This window comes from Streptococcus sp. 4094 (assembly GCF_013277125.1).
In the GTDB taxonomy this organism is placed as follows: domain Bacteria; phylum Bacillota; class Bacilli; order Lactobacillales; family Streptococcaceae; genus Streptococcus.
Window position 1 is genome coordinate 1 of record NZ_VMMI01000017.1, and the last position, 18,472, is coordinate 18,472.

Here is an 18,472-nt window from a genome sequence, read left to right on the forward strand (position 1 = left end):
CAGTGTTTTGAGCTGACTTCGTCAGTCTTATCTACAACCTCAAAACAGTGTTTTAAGCAGCCTGCAGCTAGTTTCCTAGTTTGCTCTTTGATTTTCACTGAGTATTACTTCATTTTCTCCTGCAATTGAATTCTTGCTCGGCTTTTTGTTTTCTATTTCTTTAAAATCAAAGTAGCTCTTTTGTTAATAACTCGATCAACAAACATCGTGGTACAAGTATCTACTTTGAAATTTATCAGCCACTTAACAACTGATACTGTATTCTAGGAAAACGATGACATTCTTCCTAATAAAACTTCTCATATATAACATAAATTTCTACTCTTTTTAATTTTAAATGAGTCTCAGCATGGCAATCACTTTAGAATTTAAGCCACTTCTCCAGCTCGATTATTGATAAGTTCAATGGTTTGAACAATATTACGAAGTACTGGTAGTTGGTGTTGAAAGAGTAGTTGAACAGATCCATGAGATTTAAACGGCTCTTGCGTTAACACTTTCATCTCTAAGCAACCATTTTCTACAATGTAGTCTACAATCAATTTTACAAATGAAATCTGCCTGGCATTAAGGTTCTCATCCGACAAAAATTTAGAAAAAATACGATTGGCAGACTCTCTATCTAAGCCAATAATCTCACGCACCAATCTCGGAATTGCCTTATTTTCATAATGATGTTGGTAGTCTGATTTGCTACCTAATTTTTCCCAGAGCAATTTTTCAAGTGCAAGCATATCATCAGATGTCAACTTTTCATTATGGTATAGCTTAGAAATGGACTCTTCATCCAGATGAGTTTTCAAGTAATGCTCAACTTTTTCATTATAAGATCGAAGATCGTTGACCTGTAAAAATGCTGTGGTCTCGTGAACAGTGGAGAGTATACGATCTTCAAAGTTAACATAGTAGGGTTTACGGTCTGTTTTATCCAAAAACTGTAATAAATCTCGAATAGCAAGACGAATTTTTTCCAAATCAGACAAGTTAACTTCTTTCCAAAATTCAGGCTCCTGTACTTTCCTGATAATTTCAGCCTGCTCAAAAACCTGCGGGATATTGCCAATAGCAGAAAGAGCTCTAGCCGTCTTCATCACTTGGGAAATATGAACAGTGGAAGATTTAGCTGTCAGTTGCCCCAACTGAATATGAAGTAAGCACAAATCAAATCTCCTCGCCATCTCATCTTCTTTATCTTCATCAAATAAAAGCGGAGAGAGATTTTTTTGAATGGTTTCACTTGTAACAGCAGTTAGATTCTGCCAACTTTCCAATTTCCTATAGCTATAAACTGTGTCTAAAACCATACGAACCCTGAAGTCCAACTCATTTAAGCTCTCTATACGACCTTGAAGTTCTGAGACAAGCTCCTGACGGTATGCTCTCGCAAACTGATCTTCTTGGTATTGGAGTCCCTGAAGTTCTCGAATCAAGTCCACTTTGATATTAAATAAACGCTGAGTCAACGAAACAATGTGACGACCCTCTCCATCTCTTGGATCTGCACGAAAATAATCAAAATTGTCCCCATAATCAAATACCAAGAAGTTTTCCTTATCCTGTTCAGGTCCAAATAAATCTTTACACAGACGGGTTCCTCGACCAATCATCTGCCAAAACTTAGTTTTAGAGCGTACTTTCTTGAAGAAGACTAAATTCACAACCTCTGGTACATCAATACCTGTATCTAACATATCGACAGAAATCGCAATTTGAGGATACTTCTCCTTAATTTTAAAATCATCAATCAAGGTCTGATAATGCTTAATACTATAATCAATCACCTGAGCATAGTCGCTCCCTTTTTCAGGATAGCGGTTGTTAAAAATACCTCTGATATATTCCGCATGGTCATGATTTTTAGCAAAAATAATAGTTTTACCAATTTCATCACCCGAGGCTGTCTGAATTCCTCTTGTCATGAGTTCATTTAAAACAATTTCTACTGTACTTTTATTGAAAATAAAGGAATTAAACACACTCCCATCAATATCTTTTTCACAGCTATCGTCTTCAAATTTGCTATCAAAATGTTCCTTTTCTTCTTCGGATAAATCATCATAATGTAGACCATCCGTAGGTAGTTTCAGTTTGGTTTCGATAGAATGATAGGCTACTAAATATCCGTCTTTAACAGCCTCTTCCAAATCATATGCATATGTTGGAACACCATTCTCCAAATTAAAGAATCCATAGGTGTTTTTATCTAAATCTTGACGCGGAGTAGCTGTTAAGCCTACAATCCTTGCATCAAAATAATCAAAAATGGACTTGTATTTCTGATAAATAGAACGGTGAGACTCGTCAATTATGATAAGGTCAAAATGCCCAACAGTGAAAGGGCGTTGATTTACTTCTTCTTGACCACTAATCGCTCCAATCATAGTCGGATAAGTTGAAAAGACCATGCGACTTGATTGAGCTCCTTCTTTATCTTCTAAGAAGTTACAAACGGAAAGATCTGGGAGTAATTTTCTAAACGAATCATATGCTTGCTTAACCAAGGAAGTTCTATCGGCTAAGAAGAGAACGTTTTTTACCCAGTTATGACGTGATAAGATATCAACTAGAGAAACTGCTGTACGAGTTTTCCCAGCCCCAGTTGCCATAACCAAAAGTGCCTGTCTACGATGATTAGAGAAAGCTTCACAAACGCTTGCAATCGCATGTTTTTGGTAGTGACGCCCGGAAATATCGTCTCTAATTTTACTAGAAATATCCTCAAGTGGTTTTTGAAGATGACGTCTATCCATCACTAATTGCAATTCTTCTTGAGAGTAAAAGCCTGCAATCTGGCGGCGGTTCGGACCATCAAGTATATAGTGCTTCAACCCATTTGTAATAAAGCAAATTGGCTGATAGCCGATATGTTTCTCCAAAGCTTCAGCATATTCTTTGACCTGTACTTCCCCTACTTCTGGATTGACAGAGGCTTTTTTAGCCTCTACAATCGCTAAAATTTTCCCATTTTTACCATAAAGTACATAGTCACAGTAACCAATTCCTGAACCGTGCTTGAGACCATCAACAGCTATCTCAACACGACAGTTTTCTTCAAATATCCATCCTGCTAGACGGAGATCGATATCAATAAAGAGCTTTCTTGTCTCTGCCTCAGATAATTGATCAATATGGAAAGGCACATCTTGCCGTTGCGCTGCAGTCTCACGTTTTTCAGTATAAGTCTCTTGAACTTCTACGGACTGAGCAGCCATCTGTTCATGAAAATCAGGCAGTTCTGGTAAACTGTCTTGTAACTTTATCATAGATTGTGGAGTTTCTCGGTATTTAATGTTTGCTGAAAGTGGTAAGCACTTCTCATCAAAATAACGCTCCACAAACTCATTGCTGTAACAATAATCGATAAAATTAACAAACTGATACAAATGATGCAAAGCTAAAATCGCTTCTCGTTCCTTAATTTCACCACCATGAGCAGCATGGTTTCCCCATCGAATCAACAGAACTATCTGCTTGTGGAGTTCAGAATCTACGATATCCCTAAAATCATCATCCCATACTAAAGAAGATAGAGTAGCACGATAGGGAGCTTCTAAATATGAATCGTGACTATATATCCAATGGACAGCCTGCTCTAAAGCACGACGCGCCATAAAGGCGGTAGCCACAGTTGATGTAGCAATCATATTCTCAGCTTCAATGCAAGGTTTTGAAAAAGATTCATATTCGTCATTTTTTAAAAGAAAGCTAAAATTTCCCATTTTTTTCTCACTTTAAACAAATAGTTTAGCTATATTATACTAAATTTCAAGCTATTTCTCCACACTTTTATAGCTATCTCACAAGCAAATTGTGATTTGTCGACTTGGGCTACAAAGTCTGCAAACTCATTTTGGAGGGCTAGTGGGGGGAGGGGGATGGAAATATCTAATAAATCTGATTTGGTTAAACTAGGTATTGTTACAGCCTTATTTAACTTCTCAAAATTGTATAATTGACAAAAATAGAATAAATATTCTGAGTTTATTTTTTCTAAAACAGGCTCTAATCCAAATGCTGTATCTACATTCCAAAAATTTTCTCTAACTAAAATAGGTTTATTTATATTTCCTTTACGTCCAATAATAACTGAATTTTTCTTCACTATCCAATCTTTAGCATATCCCATAATTCCCCCACTTCCATAAATAGGAAATTTCCCATCAGCATCTTCAACCTGTTTTTGATTTTTACCATTTCTTATTGTTAGAATCTCGTTCCATTTGCTAACTTTCCATTCTTTTTCATTTAGAATAACATCCCCAAACATCTCGTTAAATCGGGATTTTACAAGGTTTGAGAGTTCACTAAGCTGCTTATTTCTATTTATTATTTGATACTCTAACCTATCCAATATATCTACTATTGTATTTTGATTTTCTATAGTTTCAATATTAACTTTGGTTTTATTTAAATAGTCAGCTAACTTTAAATTAATAATTCCAGTTGTTTGATTTTGAAATTTTAACACCTTCTTTGTGTCATAAAGATACTTCATTAAATAAAATATATATTTAGAATTATATCCTGGTTTAACTCTTAAAATACTAGTAAAGTTATTTGTGAAATAATCTTGATCTGTAACATCGAAATATACAACACGTCCAACCGGTTGATTTGGACTACCTCCTGATTTTTCAATTATAATATCACCAGTTCGTAGAATTTTGTCGCTGTTTTTATCTTTATCAATTTCACGACATACAATATTATCTAGATTTAGTCTTCCAGAATTTAGAAAATTTGAGGTTCTAATTACTGCTGTCGCCTCTCCTTTGCCACTATCTTCATTACCCCATTCACCATTTATAGATTTTTCAAATATATTCTGTAAAAAAATGATTGTCATGCAACCACCTCCTCGGAATATCGGGATTTGCTTTTAAGAGATGAATTTTTGGTGTGAATGCTTGACATTATTTTGATTGACCATGGCATAGGCCAGGGTTGTGTCAATCTTGCTATGACCTAGCAGTTTTTGGACTTGTTCGATAGGCATACCTTTATCAATTGCCTTAGTCGCTAAAGTTCTTCTGAACTTATGTGGGTGAACCTTTTGTATACCGAGTTTGTCTCCTAACTTTCTTAAGCGAATCTCTACACCAGCAATTCCAAGCCTCTGGACTTTTCCAACTAACGTTACAAAAAGAGCAGGGTGACTATCTTTTCTGTCGTTAAGATAGTTTCTTAAATGAATTTTCGTCCGAGCGTCAAAATATACTGGTCTCTCCTTCTTTCCTTTACCAAAGACAACACACTCTCTGTTTTCAAAATCAATATCTGAACGATTCAACTGTACAAGCTCCCCTACACGCATACCTGTCGATGCTAGTAGGTCTATTATTGCCAAATCTCTCAAATTTTCACAGTTATCGCGCATAATTTCCAAATGTTCATCAGTATAAGTTTCCTTCACATTTTGCTCAGTCTTAATTTTCTTTATCCGTCGAATGGGATTTTTAATGATATATTCCTCTTGCTCAAGCCAAGCAAAAAAAGAAGACAATATACGCCTAATATTGTCTAAATTCGCCTTACTACAATCCTTTTCAGACTGGTAATTTGCTAAATAACTCCTTAAATCATCTGTTGTGAGTTGTGTCACAGACTCCTTAATAGCATTAAACAAGTTTTCAATCGTCCTCTGGTAATAACGAATTGTTTTTGAGCTACAGCCCTCTACCTGTTTGGCGGTGATAAAGAGTTGCAACAGGTTATTATTCGAATACTTCTGCTGCTTTTTTCCGTCTACTAGATGATGTTCTAAACTCTCTCTCAATGCTAGTAATTGTTCATTATTTAAAAGAGGTAACATTTCTTGCATGATAATTGTAACTTTTGATTCCATAATTTTTCACTTTCTTATTCATCAATAAAAAGAGACAATATCAGTTTCTGCATTACAGAATTCTAATATTGTCTGTTCATTTATTTTCTTGTGCCCATTCAAATCCAGCATACTAGGTTACTTTCTGACCTTTTCTCTAACAGAATGTTCAGAAACCCATTTGGAGTAGCTTATCATTTTTTCATCAGTTAAAGCTTCTACTGCGATGGTTACACACATTTTTACTGCTTCTTCTACCGTTACAGAAAAACGATAGCCATTTAATTGTAAAAATTTGACCAAAACGAAGAAAGAAGTTCTTTTATTAGCATTAGCAAAAACATGCTTCTTTATCAATTGGACAAATAGTATCGTTGCTTTATCAAAAATTGTTGGATAAAGAGGCTTCCCAAAGACAAATTGTTCTGGTAAGTTCACAATCATATTTAAGGCAGAAGGACTAACTGTTTGAATTTTCTCATTTGGAGAATACCGTTGAATTGCTAAAGCATTTATTTTTTCAATTTGCTTTTCTGTCAGATAGATTGTCATTTTTCCACCAAAGCTTTGAAAACATCGTCGTATTCGTCAAATATTTTATCTAAATTTAAGTCAAAGGCATCATCAGATACATAAGAAACCTGCTGCCCCAATTCTTCAGGAGTAAAGATAATCTCACCACTTGGTAACAATTTCGCTTCGTATTTAACACCACTTGGAATATTAAATTCACTTGGAATCGTAATGGTGATTGAATTTCCTTGTTTTCTTGTTTTTACTACCATCTGATTTCCTCCTTTGAAGTATTATAACAAATCATTACCGTAATTACAATGGCAGAATATCAGCCAAAATACTCCTGCATCAGAGATTTCTTCAAAGTTTCAAGTTCTTCCAGAAATTTTTGGATTGCCAATTGTGATTTGTCGACCTGGGCTACAAAGTCTGCGAACTCATTTTGGAGGGCTAGAGGGGGGAGGGGGATGGAAATATTTTTGATCATCGATAAGTTAAAATTTTTTTGACGTACGCCTCTTTGTTGATTCAATAGCATTGATCTTAAATTTTGAATTACATAATAAACATATATAGTATTCGTTATTTTATCATCTAATTTTGCAAAAGCAATAGCTTGATTGCAAGATATTACTTTAGTATTGATCGATGATTTTAATCCCGCAGTATCATACATACCCAGTAATAAACTACCTTTTTCAATTATTTTTGCAGAACTACATTCAATTGCCTTTTCTGTAATTTTTTCAAAAGAATCTTCAATGTATTTATGTTCTAGTTCTCCTGATGTAATCCAAGGAATATTTCCTCTAAAAAATTCTTCTTCATTTCTTTTAGGAGTTCCACCGCTTTTCCATATTCCAAATTCCTTCAAAGCATGTTTATCCCAACCCATTTCATTCAAAACCGGATCCCCAAACATCTCGTTAAATCGGGATTTTACGAGATATTCAAACTCAATCAATTGTTCTTTTCTAGTATAAATAAGTTTATCAATTTTTTTTAGAACTTTAACTTGTTTCCTCTGTATATCATACGTTGGCAAAAAAATCTCAATATCAGATACTATACTTTTAGATATTTCCTTGAATGTTGCTCCTCGCCCCAAAATATTCAAATAATTTTTTCTTGCTTTAAAAAAATAATATAAATACTCATTATTGATTTTATTTGAGCAGATAAAATTTTTAAAACCTTGATTACAATACATCTCACATCCTGAAATTGCAACTTTACCAATCGGAGCACGAGATGATAACAAAACTGTTCCCGTAGGAAATGATTTCAAGCCCGTTTCTTCAATTCCTAACTTAGTAATTTTCCGTTGTGTGTCAAAAACGATAAAATCATCATCACTAATTTCTGCAGGAGTAATCCATTTGTATTCTCCATTCCAATAATTTGGATTACTACTCTTTGGAGTTGAACCTGTAACTATTTCACAAATTTCCCCTAATTTCACTTTCTTCATGCAACCACCTCCTCGGAATATCGGGATTTGACGAACAAGTTTAGTTCATCTAACTGCAATTTTCTTTTAGTAGTAAGCCTTTTAATCGTATTAAGAATACAAATAATGTTCTCTTGTTCTTCGATACCTAGCAATTCTAATTGTAAATCAAGTAATATATTCTTGTTTAAATGAGGAATTGTTGCACCTGTTGAATGATCTCGTAAATACTGCGATTTACTTTCCAAAAAGACTCCCAAGTAATCTGATATAATTTTTTCTTTGTATCGCTCATTCTTTTTTAAGACCGTAATTGTACTACCAACAGCTCCCGATAACCCATAGCCAACTGTTCCTGCATTAGCACCATCCCATGCTATCAGAATATCATCTGGAAGTGCTTCAGTCATATTTAAACTTTCAGTGAATTTTAAATTATTATTATTTCTTAAATCATCTATTTGAATATAACGTTGGCTTAGGGTTGTTTGTTCAGCAAGTACAGTGGCTTTCTTGCCTTTTTTTAGAGATAAGACTTCCCCCAACTTCACTTTTTGCATACAGCCACCTCCCTACTTGAGTAATTTTTCTAATTCAGCCAAGCCAGCTTGAATTTCTTTTTCTAAATCATTGATTTTCTTCAAGATGACCTCTGTTGGTTCATACTCAACTTTTTCATACTCAATCTCTTTATATTTATTGATAGACAAATCATAATCATTTTCCTTTATCTCATCAACTGGAACAAAGAAAGATTGATCCGTTCTCTGACGTTCTGCTTCTTTTTCAAGATGATGAAAGCGTTCGATAATATCTGGAATATCATTGTCGCTAATCGGTTGTCGCTTATCATCCAAACTTAAACCATCCGCTTTCATATCGTAAAACCAGACCTTGTCAGTACCACCATTGCCAGTTTTTGTAAAGATGAGAATGGCAGTTGAAACTCCAGCATAAGGCTTGAAAACACCACTAGGCATTGAGATTACAGCATCAAGCTTATGGTTCTCTACAATTTCCTGACGAATTCCTTTATGAGCTTTCGACGAACCAAAAAGGACACCATCAGGTACGATAACTGCTGCTCGTCCACCTGGTTTTAAAGTTCGCAAGAAAAGAGAAAGAAAGAGTAATTCTGTTTTTTTGGTTTTTACGGTTGCAAGAAGGTCATTAGAGGTTGAATTGTAGTCAAGTGAGCCTTTAAAAGGAGGATTTGCTAAAACCAAAGTATATTTATCGGCTTCTTCATTATCTTGAGACAGCGAGTCAAGGTAACTGATTTGTGGATTTTCTACTCCATGTAGCATCATGTTCATCGCCCCAAGTCTCAACATAGTCGTATCCGTATCATTTCCATGAAACATCTGATTATGAAAATGATTGATATTATCTGTATTGGTTTCCCATTCATCTTTCTTACGCTTTAAGTAACGGCTAGCAGATACTAAGAAGCCAGCAGAACCCATAGCGGGATCTGAGATGATATCTTTGATGGTCGGTTGCATCAACTCAACCATCATATCGATGATGTGACGAGGTGTACGGAACTGTCCATTTTTACCTGCGGTCGACAATTTTGATAACAGATATTCATAGATATCTCCGATATCAGTAATACTTTGTTTGTCATTATCAAAATCTACATCTAATCCCCTAGTTGGAAAAACATCTAAGATAGAAATTGCCTTTTGAAGCGTAGCAGGTTTATTTATTTGAAAAATAGCTTCTCGCATATATCGTGAAAAGGCTGTATCATCTGTATCCCCCTTGAGATTTTTAATAAACGGAAAAATCTCCTGAGTCATTAAACGATAAACTTCCTGAGCATCTCCTATATTTTTAAAAGTTGACCAACGGTATTCAGGTTTATCTTTTGGAAAAACTCCCTCATAAGGAATCCCTAAAAATTCAGCATCACTTTCACGTCCAAGCTCGACACTATCCAAATCTTTCATAAATAAGAGATAAGTCAACTGTTCAATATTTGTTAAAGGATTTGCATTTCCTTCTGTCCAAAGAATTTCCCACAGCTGATCGATTTTATTTTTTAATTCGCCTGTAATCATATCTTCCCTTTTCTTTAGTTTTTAAAACTTAGTAATATCATTATTTTATCAGATTTCAAACAAAGCTTCAATTAACTATATCTATGCGTCACCTGAATATTTTAATAGACTTGTTTAGTATCTTGAAAACTATATCGTATAGGTGTCGTCATGGATCCTTTTAGCTGATTTAAGGATACGAAAACACAATACTATGACTCAATTGAAATGTTAAAATTCAATTTCTGACCACCTAATCCTGCTTCAAATAGTTATCAAACAAGTTTTATGATAGCTATCTTGTTAGGATGCTCTTATTTTTTATCAGACAAAACAAAAGGATTAAGGGAGTGAATTTCCTTAATCCGATAGTTCTTATTCTTGACGTTTTCCGAAATCAGCAATCATCTGCTCCATTTCTTGTCGACTCGGAGTTGTCAGCATATAAAGGTAATCTCCTTGAAGTTCCGCAAAGGCTGCTGGCATGATTTTTTTAACCTTGAACCGCTGGCTATATTTGGCAAGCAAGTCCTCCTCAGAATAGACATAATGAGCATTTGCACGGCGAGATGTAGCCAAACAATACTGCGGCTCAAACTCTGACACTGGGAACTCTTCTCCTGCGACAATGGCTGCATATCCACGATAGAGATCCAAAGAGTGAGCAAAGTTATAAACATCAATAGTGAAACCACCTGCAGGACGGTTATTGTACTCAATGGCAATGTAGTCGTCCCCTTCACGGAAGAACTCAATATGGAAGAACCGTTCTTTCATACCAAATTCCTTGACAATCGCTTCACCATACTTGCGAAGTTTAGGATCCATGTCCTTAAGAACATAGTAGGAATTGTCCATCTTGTAAATCATGAGATCCAGCGGTGTATAGGCGTAGTCGAAGGTCGTTGAAAAGACAATCTTTCCATCCTTATCCACTAGACCATCAAAGGTGCAAATTTCGCTAGAGGTGACAAATTTTTCAAAGAAATAAACGGTCAAATGGTCCCATTCTTGCTTGAAGTGATTTATATCGTCTTCTGTCTCAAGTTTAAAGGTTGCGGCTGCTCCCACTCCATTATCAGGTTTGGCAATCATTGGAAGACCGATTTCTTTCACTGCTTGATCAACATCTGCTTCCGTCTTGATAACAGCTCCAGGGACCACAGGAACACCTGCTTTTTTGAAAAGTTTCTTCATTTCAGACTTAAATTTCGTCTTTTTGAGATCCTCTGGTTTGGCACCAAAAACATTGAATTGCTCTCTGAGTGCTGCGTCTAGCTCAAGCCAGTATTCATTGTGAGACTCGATGCGGTCAATTGGACCATGTTTATAAAAGAGAAAAGCAACTGCACGTTTGACTTCGTCTATGTTCTCAAGATTATCAACACGAAAATACTCGGTCAAGCTATTGCGCAAGGGCTCATCCAATTGCTCGTAAGGCTCTTGACCAATTCCCAAGACGGTTATGCCTTTATTGGCTAGTTCTATGGTAAACTGTTGAAAGTTTTGTGGATAGTAGGGAGAAATAACAAGGTAATTCATAGGTAACTCCTTTTATAAATAGAGATTGCCAAGGAAATAAGGCATTTGTTTGCGCCACCATTCCCAATCGTGGGCGACATCGTGTCCCCATTCAGCAAACCAGGCTGGAATTTGTTTCTGGTCAAAGGCTTCTTTGAGCTTGTAGAAAGACGGTAGACCGTCTTGTTCCCAGGCACCAAGACCCGTACAAAGCACAATCTCTGCCTGACGATAACGGTCAATAAACCAGCCGTCGTTCTGATTCCAGATATAATCTACTGGCGAGTTTTGGTAAATAGCATCATCGTTGTAGTAATCACCGACAAAGAAACGTGCATCGTAAACACCACTGAGAGCAATCACTTTTGTAAAGACATCTGGATGCTGGAGGAAGAAATTGACAGCATGGTAGGCGCCCATTGAGCAACCTGTCGTCATCATTCCATCAAACCAACCTGTCTTGTGCTTGATAAAAGGAATGGCCTCCTCAATCACATAACGTTCGTAGGCACGGTGCATCTCTGCTTGGTCGTGACCGTTTTTCCAAGTGGCCAACCAGCTCTCACTGTCTACACTGGATAGGGTAAAGAACTGAACACGGCCTTCCTCGATAAAAGAGGCACAGGCATCAATCATGCCAAAATCATAGTATTCATTGTGACTACCACCTGATGAAGCAAAGACCACAACTGGAATACCAGCATGTCCATAACGGTTGAGGTACATTTCACGGTTGAGATGGCCACTCCAGTGGCTAAGATGTTCAATATGCATATTTTCTCCTTTCTTACTTTACCAGTTTTCTGCAAAAAATCTCAGACAGTCTGGCAAATTCTCCGACCAAGGGATTTCACTATGGATGGCACCAGACTGAACTTTCAAAACAAGATTGCCCAAGTGTACTCCCCCTGCTATCAAATCATGGTAATAGCGAAGCGACGAGTCGATATAGGCTTGTTTGATATTACCAGCCATCAGGGTCTTGTCTGTATCATCCGCTTCTTCCGTTCCCACATAGATGAAGATGCGCTGGTCAGGCGATAGTTGCTGACGCTCGATGTAGCGATTAAAGGCTTCTTGGTGGAGCCAGTTTGCAGAAGAAAAGACCCCTAGACAACCAATTCGGTCTTGGTATTCCAAACCGATAAACTGGGTAATATTGCCTCCTAGTGAGGACCCAATCATAGCCGTATGCTGGCGGTCTGCTTTTGTACGATAGGTCTCATCGATAAAAGGCTTGACCACCTCCATGACAAACTCAGCATACTCCACACCCTTACCACCAAACTGCTGGCCTGGGATAGGAGATTCTTGGAACTTCCAAGCCGCATACTCATTCATCCGCCCCATACCATCATTGTCAATAGCAACGACAATCATGCGACTGATATCCGGATTTCGTTTGATGGCTGGGATAATCTTCCATGAGTGTCCAATGAAAGACTCTTTGCTATAAAAAACATTTTGCCCGTCATGAAAGTATACAACAGGATAGGAGCGGTCCGTGTCTTTCTCATAATCTTTAGGTAGAAGAACACGCACACGGCGCTCCTTACCTGTATAAGGAACCTTGAGTTTGTGTTCTTTCATTTTTAGATAAAAGTAGGATTGATTCATTGTCAGAAAACTCTCTATATTCAAAATTTTATTTTATTATATCACAATTATAGAAAAAAAGTTAGTTTTGCTTCCATTTTTGGAATTAAAAACTAACTTTTTCATTTAATTTTCTAAATTCTTTTGGATTTTCTGATTAGAGCAGATTGTCAATCAAGTCATCAACTTCATCTTTTTCAACCTGCGGTGTAATCTCAGTAATCATAATTCCAGCCACTGCTCGCTCAACTAAACCTTCAACATCCATACGTGCTTCATACTGCTCTGCATTCTTAATCTTAGGATTGGTCTTTGGACGATCTGGTGCAAAAATGGTACAACAGTCTTCAAACGGTTGGATTGAAATGTCAAAGGTATCGATTTCTTGGGCGATGTCAATGATTTCCAACTTATCCATGGTCACAACTGGACGGATGATGGGAGTGTTGGTCACAGCGTTAATAGCCTGCATGCTTTCCAAGGTCTGGCTAGCTACTTGACCAAGACTTTCCCCATTGATAATAACCAAACCATTTCGTACCTCACGAATACGGTCGGTAATCCGCATCATAAAGCGACGAGTCAAGGTCATGAGATAGGCTTCTGGCGCCTTGGCCTTGATTTCCTCTTGAATCTCTGTGAAAGGCACCTCGATAAACTGGATATTTCCCCCAAACTTGGTCAATTTACGAGTCAAGTCCTGCGCTTTCTTGAGGGCACCGGGACTAGTATATGGTGGACTAGCAAAGTGAACTGCCTCGATATCCACCCCACGTTTCAAAGCAAGATAACCTGCTACAGGTGAGTCAATCCCTCCCGACAACATGAGCATGCCTTTACCTGAAGTTCCAACTGGCAAACCACCAGCCCCACGAATGGTTTCATAAGAAAGATAGGCAGCTTCTTCACGGATCTCCACCTGAAGATTGATGTCAGGACTTTTCATTTGAGCTTGCACATTTGGAATGGCTTCAAAAACAGCTCCTCCAAGTGTTTGGTTGAGTTCACGACTATCCAACTCAAAGTTGTGGTCGCTACGCTTGCTAGAAATCTTAAAGGTCATGCCTTCCTTGTAGATATCCTGCATAATCTCTTGCACAGCAGACTTCAGAACTTCTACAGATTTTTCAACCTTATATACTGGAGAAAAATTTTGAATCCCGAAGACTTGCTTGAGTGATTCTGCTACGGCTGTATAATCTGCTCCATTGAGGTAAGCGTGGGCACGGTCACGATCTGCCGTTACCTTAACTTGAGGATAGATGGACAAAACGTCTGAAATATTATTGCGAAGTTTATTGATGAAACGCATACGGTTTTTGCCCTTGGTTGACAGCTCACCGTAGCGAATCATAATTTCTGAATACTGCATGAATGCTCCTATCTTACTTTTCTAGTTTGGTTGTAAATTAATTTTAACTTGGTCAAAAACTGCTCGATCTGACTCATATCATTTTCAAGGTCTAGGCTAAGACGCACAGCTGACTGGGCCTTATCTTTGTCCACTCCCATGGCAATCAGGGTTCCTGCAGGTTTCCCAGCCTTGGACGAACAAGCCGAGGTCGTTGAGATAAAAATATCATAGTCTTCAAAGGCGTGAACGATGACTTCACCACGAACACCCTTGATTCCAAAAGTCAGGATATGAGGGGCAAAGTCTTCCTCATCTGAAAAGACAAAAATATCTGGATAGTCCAGAAGGGCTTGACGAATTACTGACTTCATCTGCCCAGTCTTGCTTGTAAAGAAATCTAGCTTCTCCATAGACAAACGGAGAGCCTTGGCTGTCGCTGCAATCCCTGCCACATTTTCAGTTGTCGAACGGTAATCACGTTCCTGACCACCACCTGTCAAAAGAGGCGTAATTTTCTTACCAGACTTGATATAGACAAAACCTACACCACGAACTCCATGGAACTTGTGACTAGAGAAAGTCGCAAAATCCACTCTATCAGTCAGATATTTTTCAGTTGGAATCTTAGCAAGTGCTTGAACCGCATCAACATGGAAGGAAATAGTCGGCTTATCTGCCAATAGTTTTGAAATAGCCTCAATGGGCTGAACAGAGCCAATTTCATTGTTTACTGCCATGATAGAGATGAGGGTCGTATCAGGTCTTATCAAAGCTCCTAGAGCCTCAACATCCACAAATCCTTTCTCATTAACTGGAGCAAAATCCACTTCAAAACCTTGAGATTTCAACCAAAGAGCTGATTCCTTGACTGCTGGATGTTCAATGGCTGATACGATGATGTGCTTGCCAAATTGAGCTTTTTCAAAGGCCACACCCTTGATAACCCAGTTATCACCTTCTGTTCCACCAGAAGTAAAGAAGATTTCCTCACTTTTCTTACCGATTAGATCTGCAATCTGTTGACGGGAAGCATCTAAAATTCGTGTTGCCTGGTCTCCCAAACGATGGAGACTAGATGGATTTCCTAAAATTTTTGAAGCGACCTGCATATAAGTTTCAAGTGCTTCAGGATAGGGCTTGGTCGTCGCCGAATTATCAAAGTAAATCATGTTTTCTCACGCTTTCTAAAATCACTTCTTCTATTGTATCATGAAACGGAGCTTGCGACAAGAAAGGGCATTTCCTCTTTTTTTAAGATTTTTTTAAAGAAATGCGGTATAATAAATTTTAATTAAAGGAGAGAATGTATGTCTAATTATCGTAGAACTTCAAAACCAAAAACAGAACACATCAAAAAAGGCTTTACGGTCTTTCAAAAAACCGTTGCGACTATCGGTAGTATTCTTGGCTTGATTACCGCAAGCATCACTATCATGAACGCCTTGGATAATAACAAAAATACTAAAAAAGAACCTACGACAACCCAGACAACAACAATTGTCAAAGAAATTCAAAAAGAATCCCCTCAGGAAAACACTAGTCCCAATAAGGAAACTAACACTATCCAAGAAAAAACACAGCAAGAGGAAACACCAAAATCTAGCGTCAAGGAAGAGAAAAAAGAAGAGCAGAAAGCAGCAACTCAGGAATCTACTACTCCTGCTCCAAGTAAGCCTACTACTGAAAATGAAAAACAGTCCAATACCCCAACTTCGGAAAATAAAACTAATCAATAATCACTAAAATAGCTCCTTCCAAACTTGGAAAGAAGCTATTTTTTTATTGTTGTAAAACTTTTCTTGGCTTGGTACCTTCAGCTGGACCAATGACACCCGCTATCTCAAGCTCTTCCATGAGACGGGTCGCACGGTTAAATCCAACTGACAAACGACGCTGAATCATAGATGCGCTGGCTTTCTGGGTCTCGATAACCAAAGCCTTGGCTTCTTCAAAGAGCGGGTCACCACCAGAGTCACCATCTGAAAATTCTCCATCATTTTCAGAAACCTCACCTGGATCAAAACTCTCATCGTAGTCCGCATCTGCCTGAGCCTTAATGAAGTTTACGATGCGTTCGACATCGTCATCCGATATAAAGGAGCCTTGTAGACGAACTGGATGATTTTCATCAATCGGTTTAAAGAGCATGTCTCCTCGACCAAGTAGTTTTTCTGCTCCATTTTCATCTAAAATAGTACGGGAATCTGTCCCTGATGAAACTGCGAAAGCGACACGAGATGGGACGTTAGCCTTAATCAAACCAGATATGACGTCAACAGATGGGCGCTGAGTTGCAAGAATCATGTGGATACCGGCAGCACGCGCCTTCTGTCCAAGACGGATAATAGCATCTTCCACTTCCTTGCTGGCCACCATCATGAGATCAGCCAACTCATCCACAATCACGACAATGAGCGGTAGCGGAATTTGCTTGTACTCAGACTGGGCATTGAATTCTTCTACCTTGGCATTAAAACCTGCAATGTTCCGAACTCCTACCTTGGCAAAGAGTTCATAACGATTTTCCATCTCATCCACAACCTTTTGCAGAGCCTTACTGGCTTTGCGTGGATTGGTCACAACTGGAATCAAGAGGTGGGGAATGTCATTGTAAACAGACAACTCAACCATCTTGGGATCGACCATCATAAATTTAACTTGATCGGGTCTCGCTTTCATCAGAATGCTAGCAATAATGCCATTAACAGCTACTGACTTCCCTGATCCCGTTGAACCTGCGACGAGCAAGTGGGGCATTTTGGAAAGGTCAAAAGCTCTTGCAGTGCCATTAACAGCCTTCCCTAAAGGAATTTCCAACAGATTTTCTGCTTTTGTTTGAGATTGTTCCCATAGTTCGCGGAAGGATACAGTCGCAATCTCAGAGTTAGGTACTTCAATTCCCACTAAAGATTTCCCTGGGATAGGTGCTTCGATTCGGACATCCTTGGCCGCCAAGGCTAGAGCGAGGTCATCTGCTAGATTGGAAATGCGGTTAACCCTTACACCCACTGCTGGCTTGACTTCATACTTGGTCACTGATGGTCCAATTTCAGCCCGTTCAACTGTTACCTTGATACCAAAGCTAGCAAAGGTTTCTTCTAGGATTTTGATATTTTCTCGGACGATTTTCTTCTCTTTAGACTGGTCCTTGGGTTTATCTGGAGCAAAGAGTTGTAAGCTTGGAAGTTTGTATTCAAGAGCCTCCTTGGCTGAAAAATCGACCTGAACATCTTCATCATCAGAGCCATCTTCCTGTTCAGGAAATTCAAGTCCAGCTTGAGGTAGGATGATTTCTGGTTCCACCCACTCCTCTTCTGGAATAGTTGGAAGCTCCTGAATAGCTTCCTCTATCAGAATTTCACCCGTTTCCATATCAACAGGAGGCAAATCGAGTAAGGCTTTTTCAGCCGCTTCTTGTTCTAATCTAGCCTCTTCCTCAGCCTTTTGACGAGCTTTTTCTTCTTGTTTGACAAAGCGTTCCTCTTTTCGACGCTCATGTCCTTCTCGCCATTTGGCAAAGCCTCTACTGAAAAATTCAGCAATATCATAAACAGACCAAGGACTGATTAGGAGAGCGCCTGCTAAAATCAAAATAGAACCAATAAAATAAGTGCCGATATTTGAAAAGAGAAAGGCGGTTGGCATATAGAGGCCAACTCCAATCAAGCCCCCTCCAGCAAAACTGGTTGTTCGAAAACCAGTCAAATCAGTCACAACCTGAGCCATAGTTCCTTTTAAGACCGACTTGTCCAAGCCATATTTCCAAACCAAGTAGGCCTCAAAAATCAGGAGCAAGCCTGCAAATATAATGAAAAAGCCAGATAGGAGACCTTCCTGTTTTCGTATCCACTTGAAAAAGAAGAGATAGATCAAGAGGGCAAATATTGCCAGATAAGCTAGACTCCCCACCAGCAAGCGAATTAAATTGTAAAAAGTGATACCTGCAGCCCCTAATTTGAAGGCTGCGAAAATCAATAAAAGCGCGATTCCCAACGAAATCAACATTCGTTGAATCGCTTCTTTTCTTTCGAGTTCTGCTTTAGACGGTCTCCGTCTTGTTTTACTTGTATTCTTGTTTGCCATTCTTCTATTATACCATATTTCACAGTCATTTCGGAAAGAGAAAAAGACTGGATCAAACAGTCCAATCTTTTCATTTTATATCT

Annotated in this window: 15 protein-coding genes; 1 reads left to right on the plus strand and 14 read right to left on the minus strand. The window is 38.2% G+C overall.

Annotated elements, in window-relative coordinates:
* Positions 1-368 precede the first annotated feature (368 nt).
* From HT721_RS05040 to HT721_RS05100, 13 genes are all read right to left on the minus strand, one after another.
* Positions 369-3,719, minus strand: coding sequence for a DEAD/DEAH box helicase family protein (locus HT721_RS05040; RefSeq protein ID WP_173212260.1), 3,351 nt, complete (start codon positions 3,717-3,719; stop codon positions 369-371).
* 29 nt (positions 3,720-3,748) lie between these two features.
* On the minus strand, positions 3,749-4,846 hold the full coding sequence (locus tag HT721_RS05045; protein WP_164225980.1) for a restriction endonuclease subunit S: 1,098 nt from the start codon (positions 4,844-4,846) through the stop codon (positions 3,749-3,751).
* 33 nt (positions 4,847-4,879) lie between these two features.
* The gene (gene xerA, locus HT721_RS05050) at positions 4,880-5,845 is read right to left on the minus strand and encodes a site-specific tyrosine recombinase/integron integrase (protein WP_000444456.1); all 966 of its coding nucleotides are present in this window, start codon (positions 5,843-5,845) and stop codon (positions 4,880-4,882) included.
* A gap of 117 nt (positions 5,846-5,962) precedes the next feature.
* Positions 5,963-6,376, minus strand: coding sequence for a type II toxin-antitoxin system death-on-curing family toxin (locus HT721_RS05055; RefSeq protein ID WP_164225979.1), 414 nt, complete (start codon positions 6,374-6,376; stop codon positions 5,963-5,965).
* Complete coding sequence (locus HT721_RS05060; RefSeq protein WP_000260605.1) at positions 6,373-6,609, minus strand: AbrB family transcriptional regulator; 237 nt, start codon at positions 6,607-6,609, stop codon at positions 6,373-6,375. The genes HT721_RS05055 and HT721_RS05060 overlap by 4 nt, the downstream gene beginning before the upstream one ends.
* Positions 6,610-6,668: 59 nt before the next feature.
* Positions 6,669-7,811, minus strand: coding sequence for a restriction endonuclease subunit S (locus HT721_RS05065; RefSeq protein WP_164225978.1), 1,143 nt, complete (start codon positions 7,809-7,811; stop codon positions 6,669-6,671).
* Positions 7,808-8,350, minus strand: coding sequence for a restriction endonuclease subunit S (locus tag HT721_RS05070; RefSeq protein WP_164225977.1), 543 nt, complete (start codon positions 8,348-8,350; stop codon positions 7,808-7,810). The genes HT721_RS05065 and HT721_RS05070 overlap by 4 nt, the downstream gene beginning before the upstream one ends.
* A 12-nt stretch (positions 8,351-8,362) precedes the next feature.
* Complete coding sequence (locus tag HT721_RS05075) at positions 8,363-9,856, minus strand: class I SAM-dependent DNA methyltransferase (RefSeq protein ID WP_050079220.1); 1,494 nt, start codon at positions 9,854-9,856, stop codon at positions 8,363-8,365.
* Between the two features lie 354 nt (positions 9,857-10,210).
* Positions 10,211-11,377 (minus strand): ATP-grasp domain-containing protein, encoded by a 1,167-nt coding sequence (locus HT721_RS05080; protein WP_173229192.1) that lies wholly within the window; start codon positions 11,375-11,377, stop codon positions 10,211-10,213.
* 12 nt (positions 11,378-11,389) lie between these two features.
* Complete coding sequence (locus HT721_RS05085; protein ID WP_049522315.1) at positions 11,390-12,130, minus strand: esterase family protein; 741 nt, start codon at positions 12,128-12,130, stop codon at positions 11,390-11,392.
* 18 nt (positions 12,131-12,148) lie between these two features.
* Positions 12,149-12,973 (minus strand): alpha/beta hydrolase, encoded by an 825-nt coding sequence (locus HT721_RS05090; RefSeq protein WP_173229194.1) that lies wholly within the window; start codon positions 12,971-12,973, stop codon positions 12,149-12,151.
* 136 nt (positions 12,974-13,109) lie between these two features.
* A complete protein-coding gene (thiI, locus tag HT721_RS05095) occupies positions 13,110-14,324 on the minus strand; it encodes a tRNA uracil 4-sulfurtransferase ThiI (protein WP_173229196.1) in 1,215 nt (404 codons plus the stop codon).
* A gap of 8 nt (positions 14,325-14,332) precedes the next feature.
* A complete protein-coding gene (locus HT721_RS05100) occupies positions 14,333-15,475 on the minus strand; it encodes a cysteine desulfurase family protein (RefSeq protein ID WP_173229198.1) in 1,143 nt (380 codons plus the stop codon).
* 138 nt (positions 15,476-15,613) lie between these two features.
* Between HT721_RS05100 and HT721_RS05105 the strand changes: the two genes are divergently transcribed.
* Positions 15,614-16,042, plus strand: coding sequence for a DUF6556 family protein (locus tag HT721_RS05105; protein WP_173229200.1), 429 nt, complete (start codon positions 15,614-15,616; stop codon positions 16,040-16,042).
* A gap of 43 nt (positions 16,043-16,085) precedes the next feature.
* Here the strand turns inward: HT721_RS05105 and HT721_RS05110 are convergent, their stop codons facing one another.
* Positions 16,086-18,389, minus strand: a complete 2,304-nt coding sequence (locus HT721_RS05110) for a DNA translocase FtsK (RefSeq protein ID WP_345890479.1) — start codon at positions 18,387-18,389, stop codon at positions 16,086-16,088.
* Positions 18,390-18,472: the final 83 nt, after the last annotated feature.

Bases quoted from the DNA above. Each gene is read 5' to 3' on its own strand.
- HT721_RS05085 (WP_049522315.1), bottom strand. From the start codon at position 12,130: ATGCATATTGAACATCTTAGCCACTGGAGTGGCCATCTCAACCGTGAA.
- HT721_RS05040 (WP_173212260.1), bottom strand. From the start codon at position 3,719: ATGGGAAATTTTAGCTTTCTTTTAAAAAATGACGAATATGAATCTTTT.
- HT721_RS05060 (WP_000260605.1), bottom strand. From the start codon at position 6,609: ATGGTAGTAAAAACAAGAAAACAAGGAAATTCAATCACCATTACGATT.
- HT721_RS05100 (WP_173229198.1), bottom strand. From the start codon at position 15,475: ATGATTTACTTTGATAATTCGGCGACGACCAAGCCCTATCCTGAAGCA.
- HT721_RS05090 (WP_173229194.1), bottom strand. From the start codon at position 12,973: ATGAATCAATCCTACTTTTATCTAAAAATGAAAGAACACAAACTCAAG.
- HT721_RS05045 (WP_164225980.1), bottom strand. From the start codon at position 4,846: ATGACAATCATTTTTTTACAGAATATATTTGAAAAATCTATAAATGGT.
- HT721_RS05070 (WP_164225977.1), bottom strand. From the start codon at position 8,350: ATGCAAAAAGTGAAGTTGGGGGAAGTCTTATCTCTAAAAAAAGGCAAG.
- HT721_RS05110 (WP_345890479.1), bottom strand. From the start codon at position 18,389: ATGGCAAACAAGAATACAAGTAAAACAAGACGGAGACCGTCTAAAGCA.
- HT721_RS05065 (WP_164225978.1), bottom strand. From the start codon at position 7,811: ATGAAGAAAGTGAAATTAGGGGAAATTTGTGAAATAGTTACAGGTTCA.
- HT721_RS05080 (WP_173229192.1), bottom strand. From the start codon at position 11,377: ATGAATTACCTTGTTATTTCTCCCTACTATCCACAAAACTTTCAACAG.
- HT721_RS05075 (WP_050079220.1), bottom strand. From the start codon at position 9,856: ATGATTACAGGCGAATTAAAAAATAAAATCGATCAGCTGTGGGAAATT.
- HT721_RS05055 (WP_164225979.1), bottom strand. From the start codon at position 6,376: ATGACAATCTATCTGACAGAAAAGCAAATTGAAAAAATAAATGCTTTA.
- thiI (WP_173229196.1), bottom strand. From the start codon at position 14,324: ATGCAGTATTCAGAAATTATGATTCGCTACGGTGAGCTGTCAACCAAG.
- xerA (WP_000444456.1), bottom strand. From the start codon at position 5,845: ATGGAATCAAAAGTTACAATTATCATGCAAGAAATGTTACCTCTTTTA.
- HT721_RS05105 (WP_173229200.1), top strand. From the start codon at position 15,614: ATGTCTAATTATCGTAGAACTTCAAAACCAAAAACAGAACACATCAAA.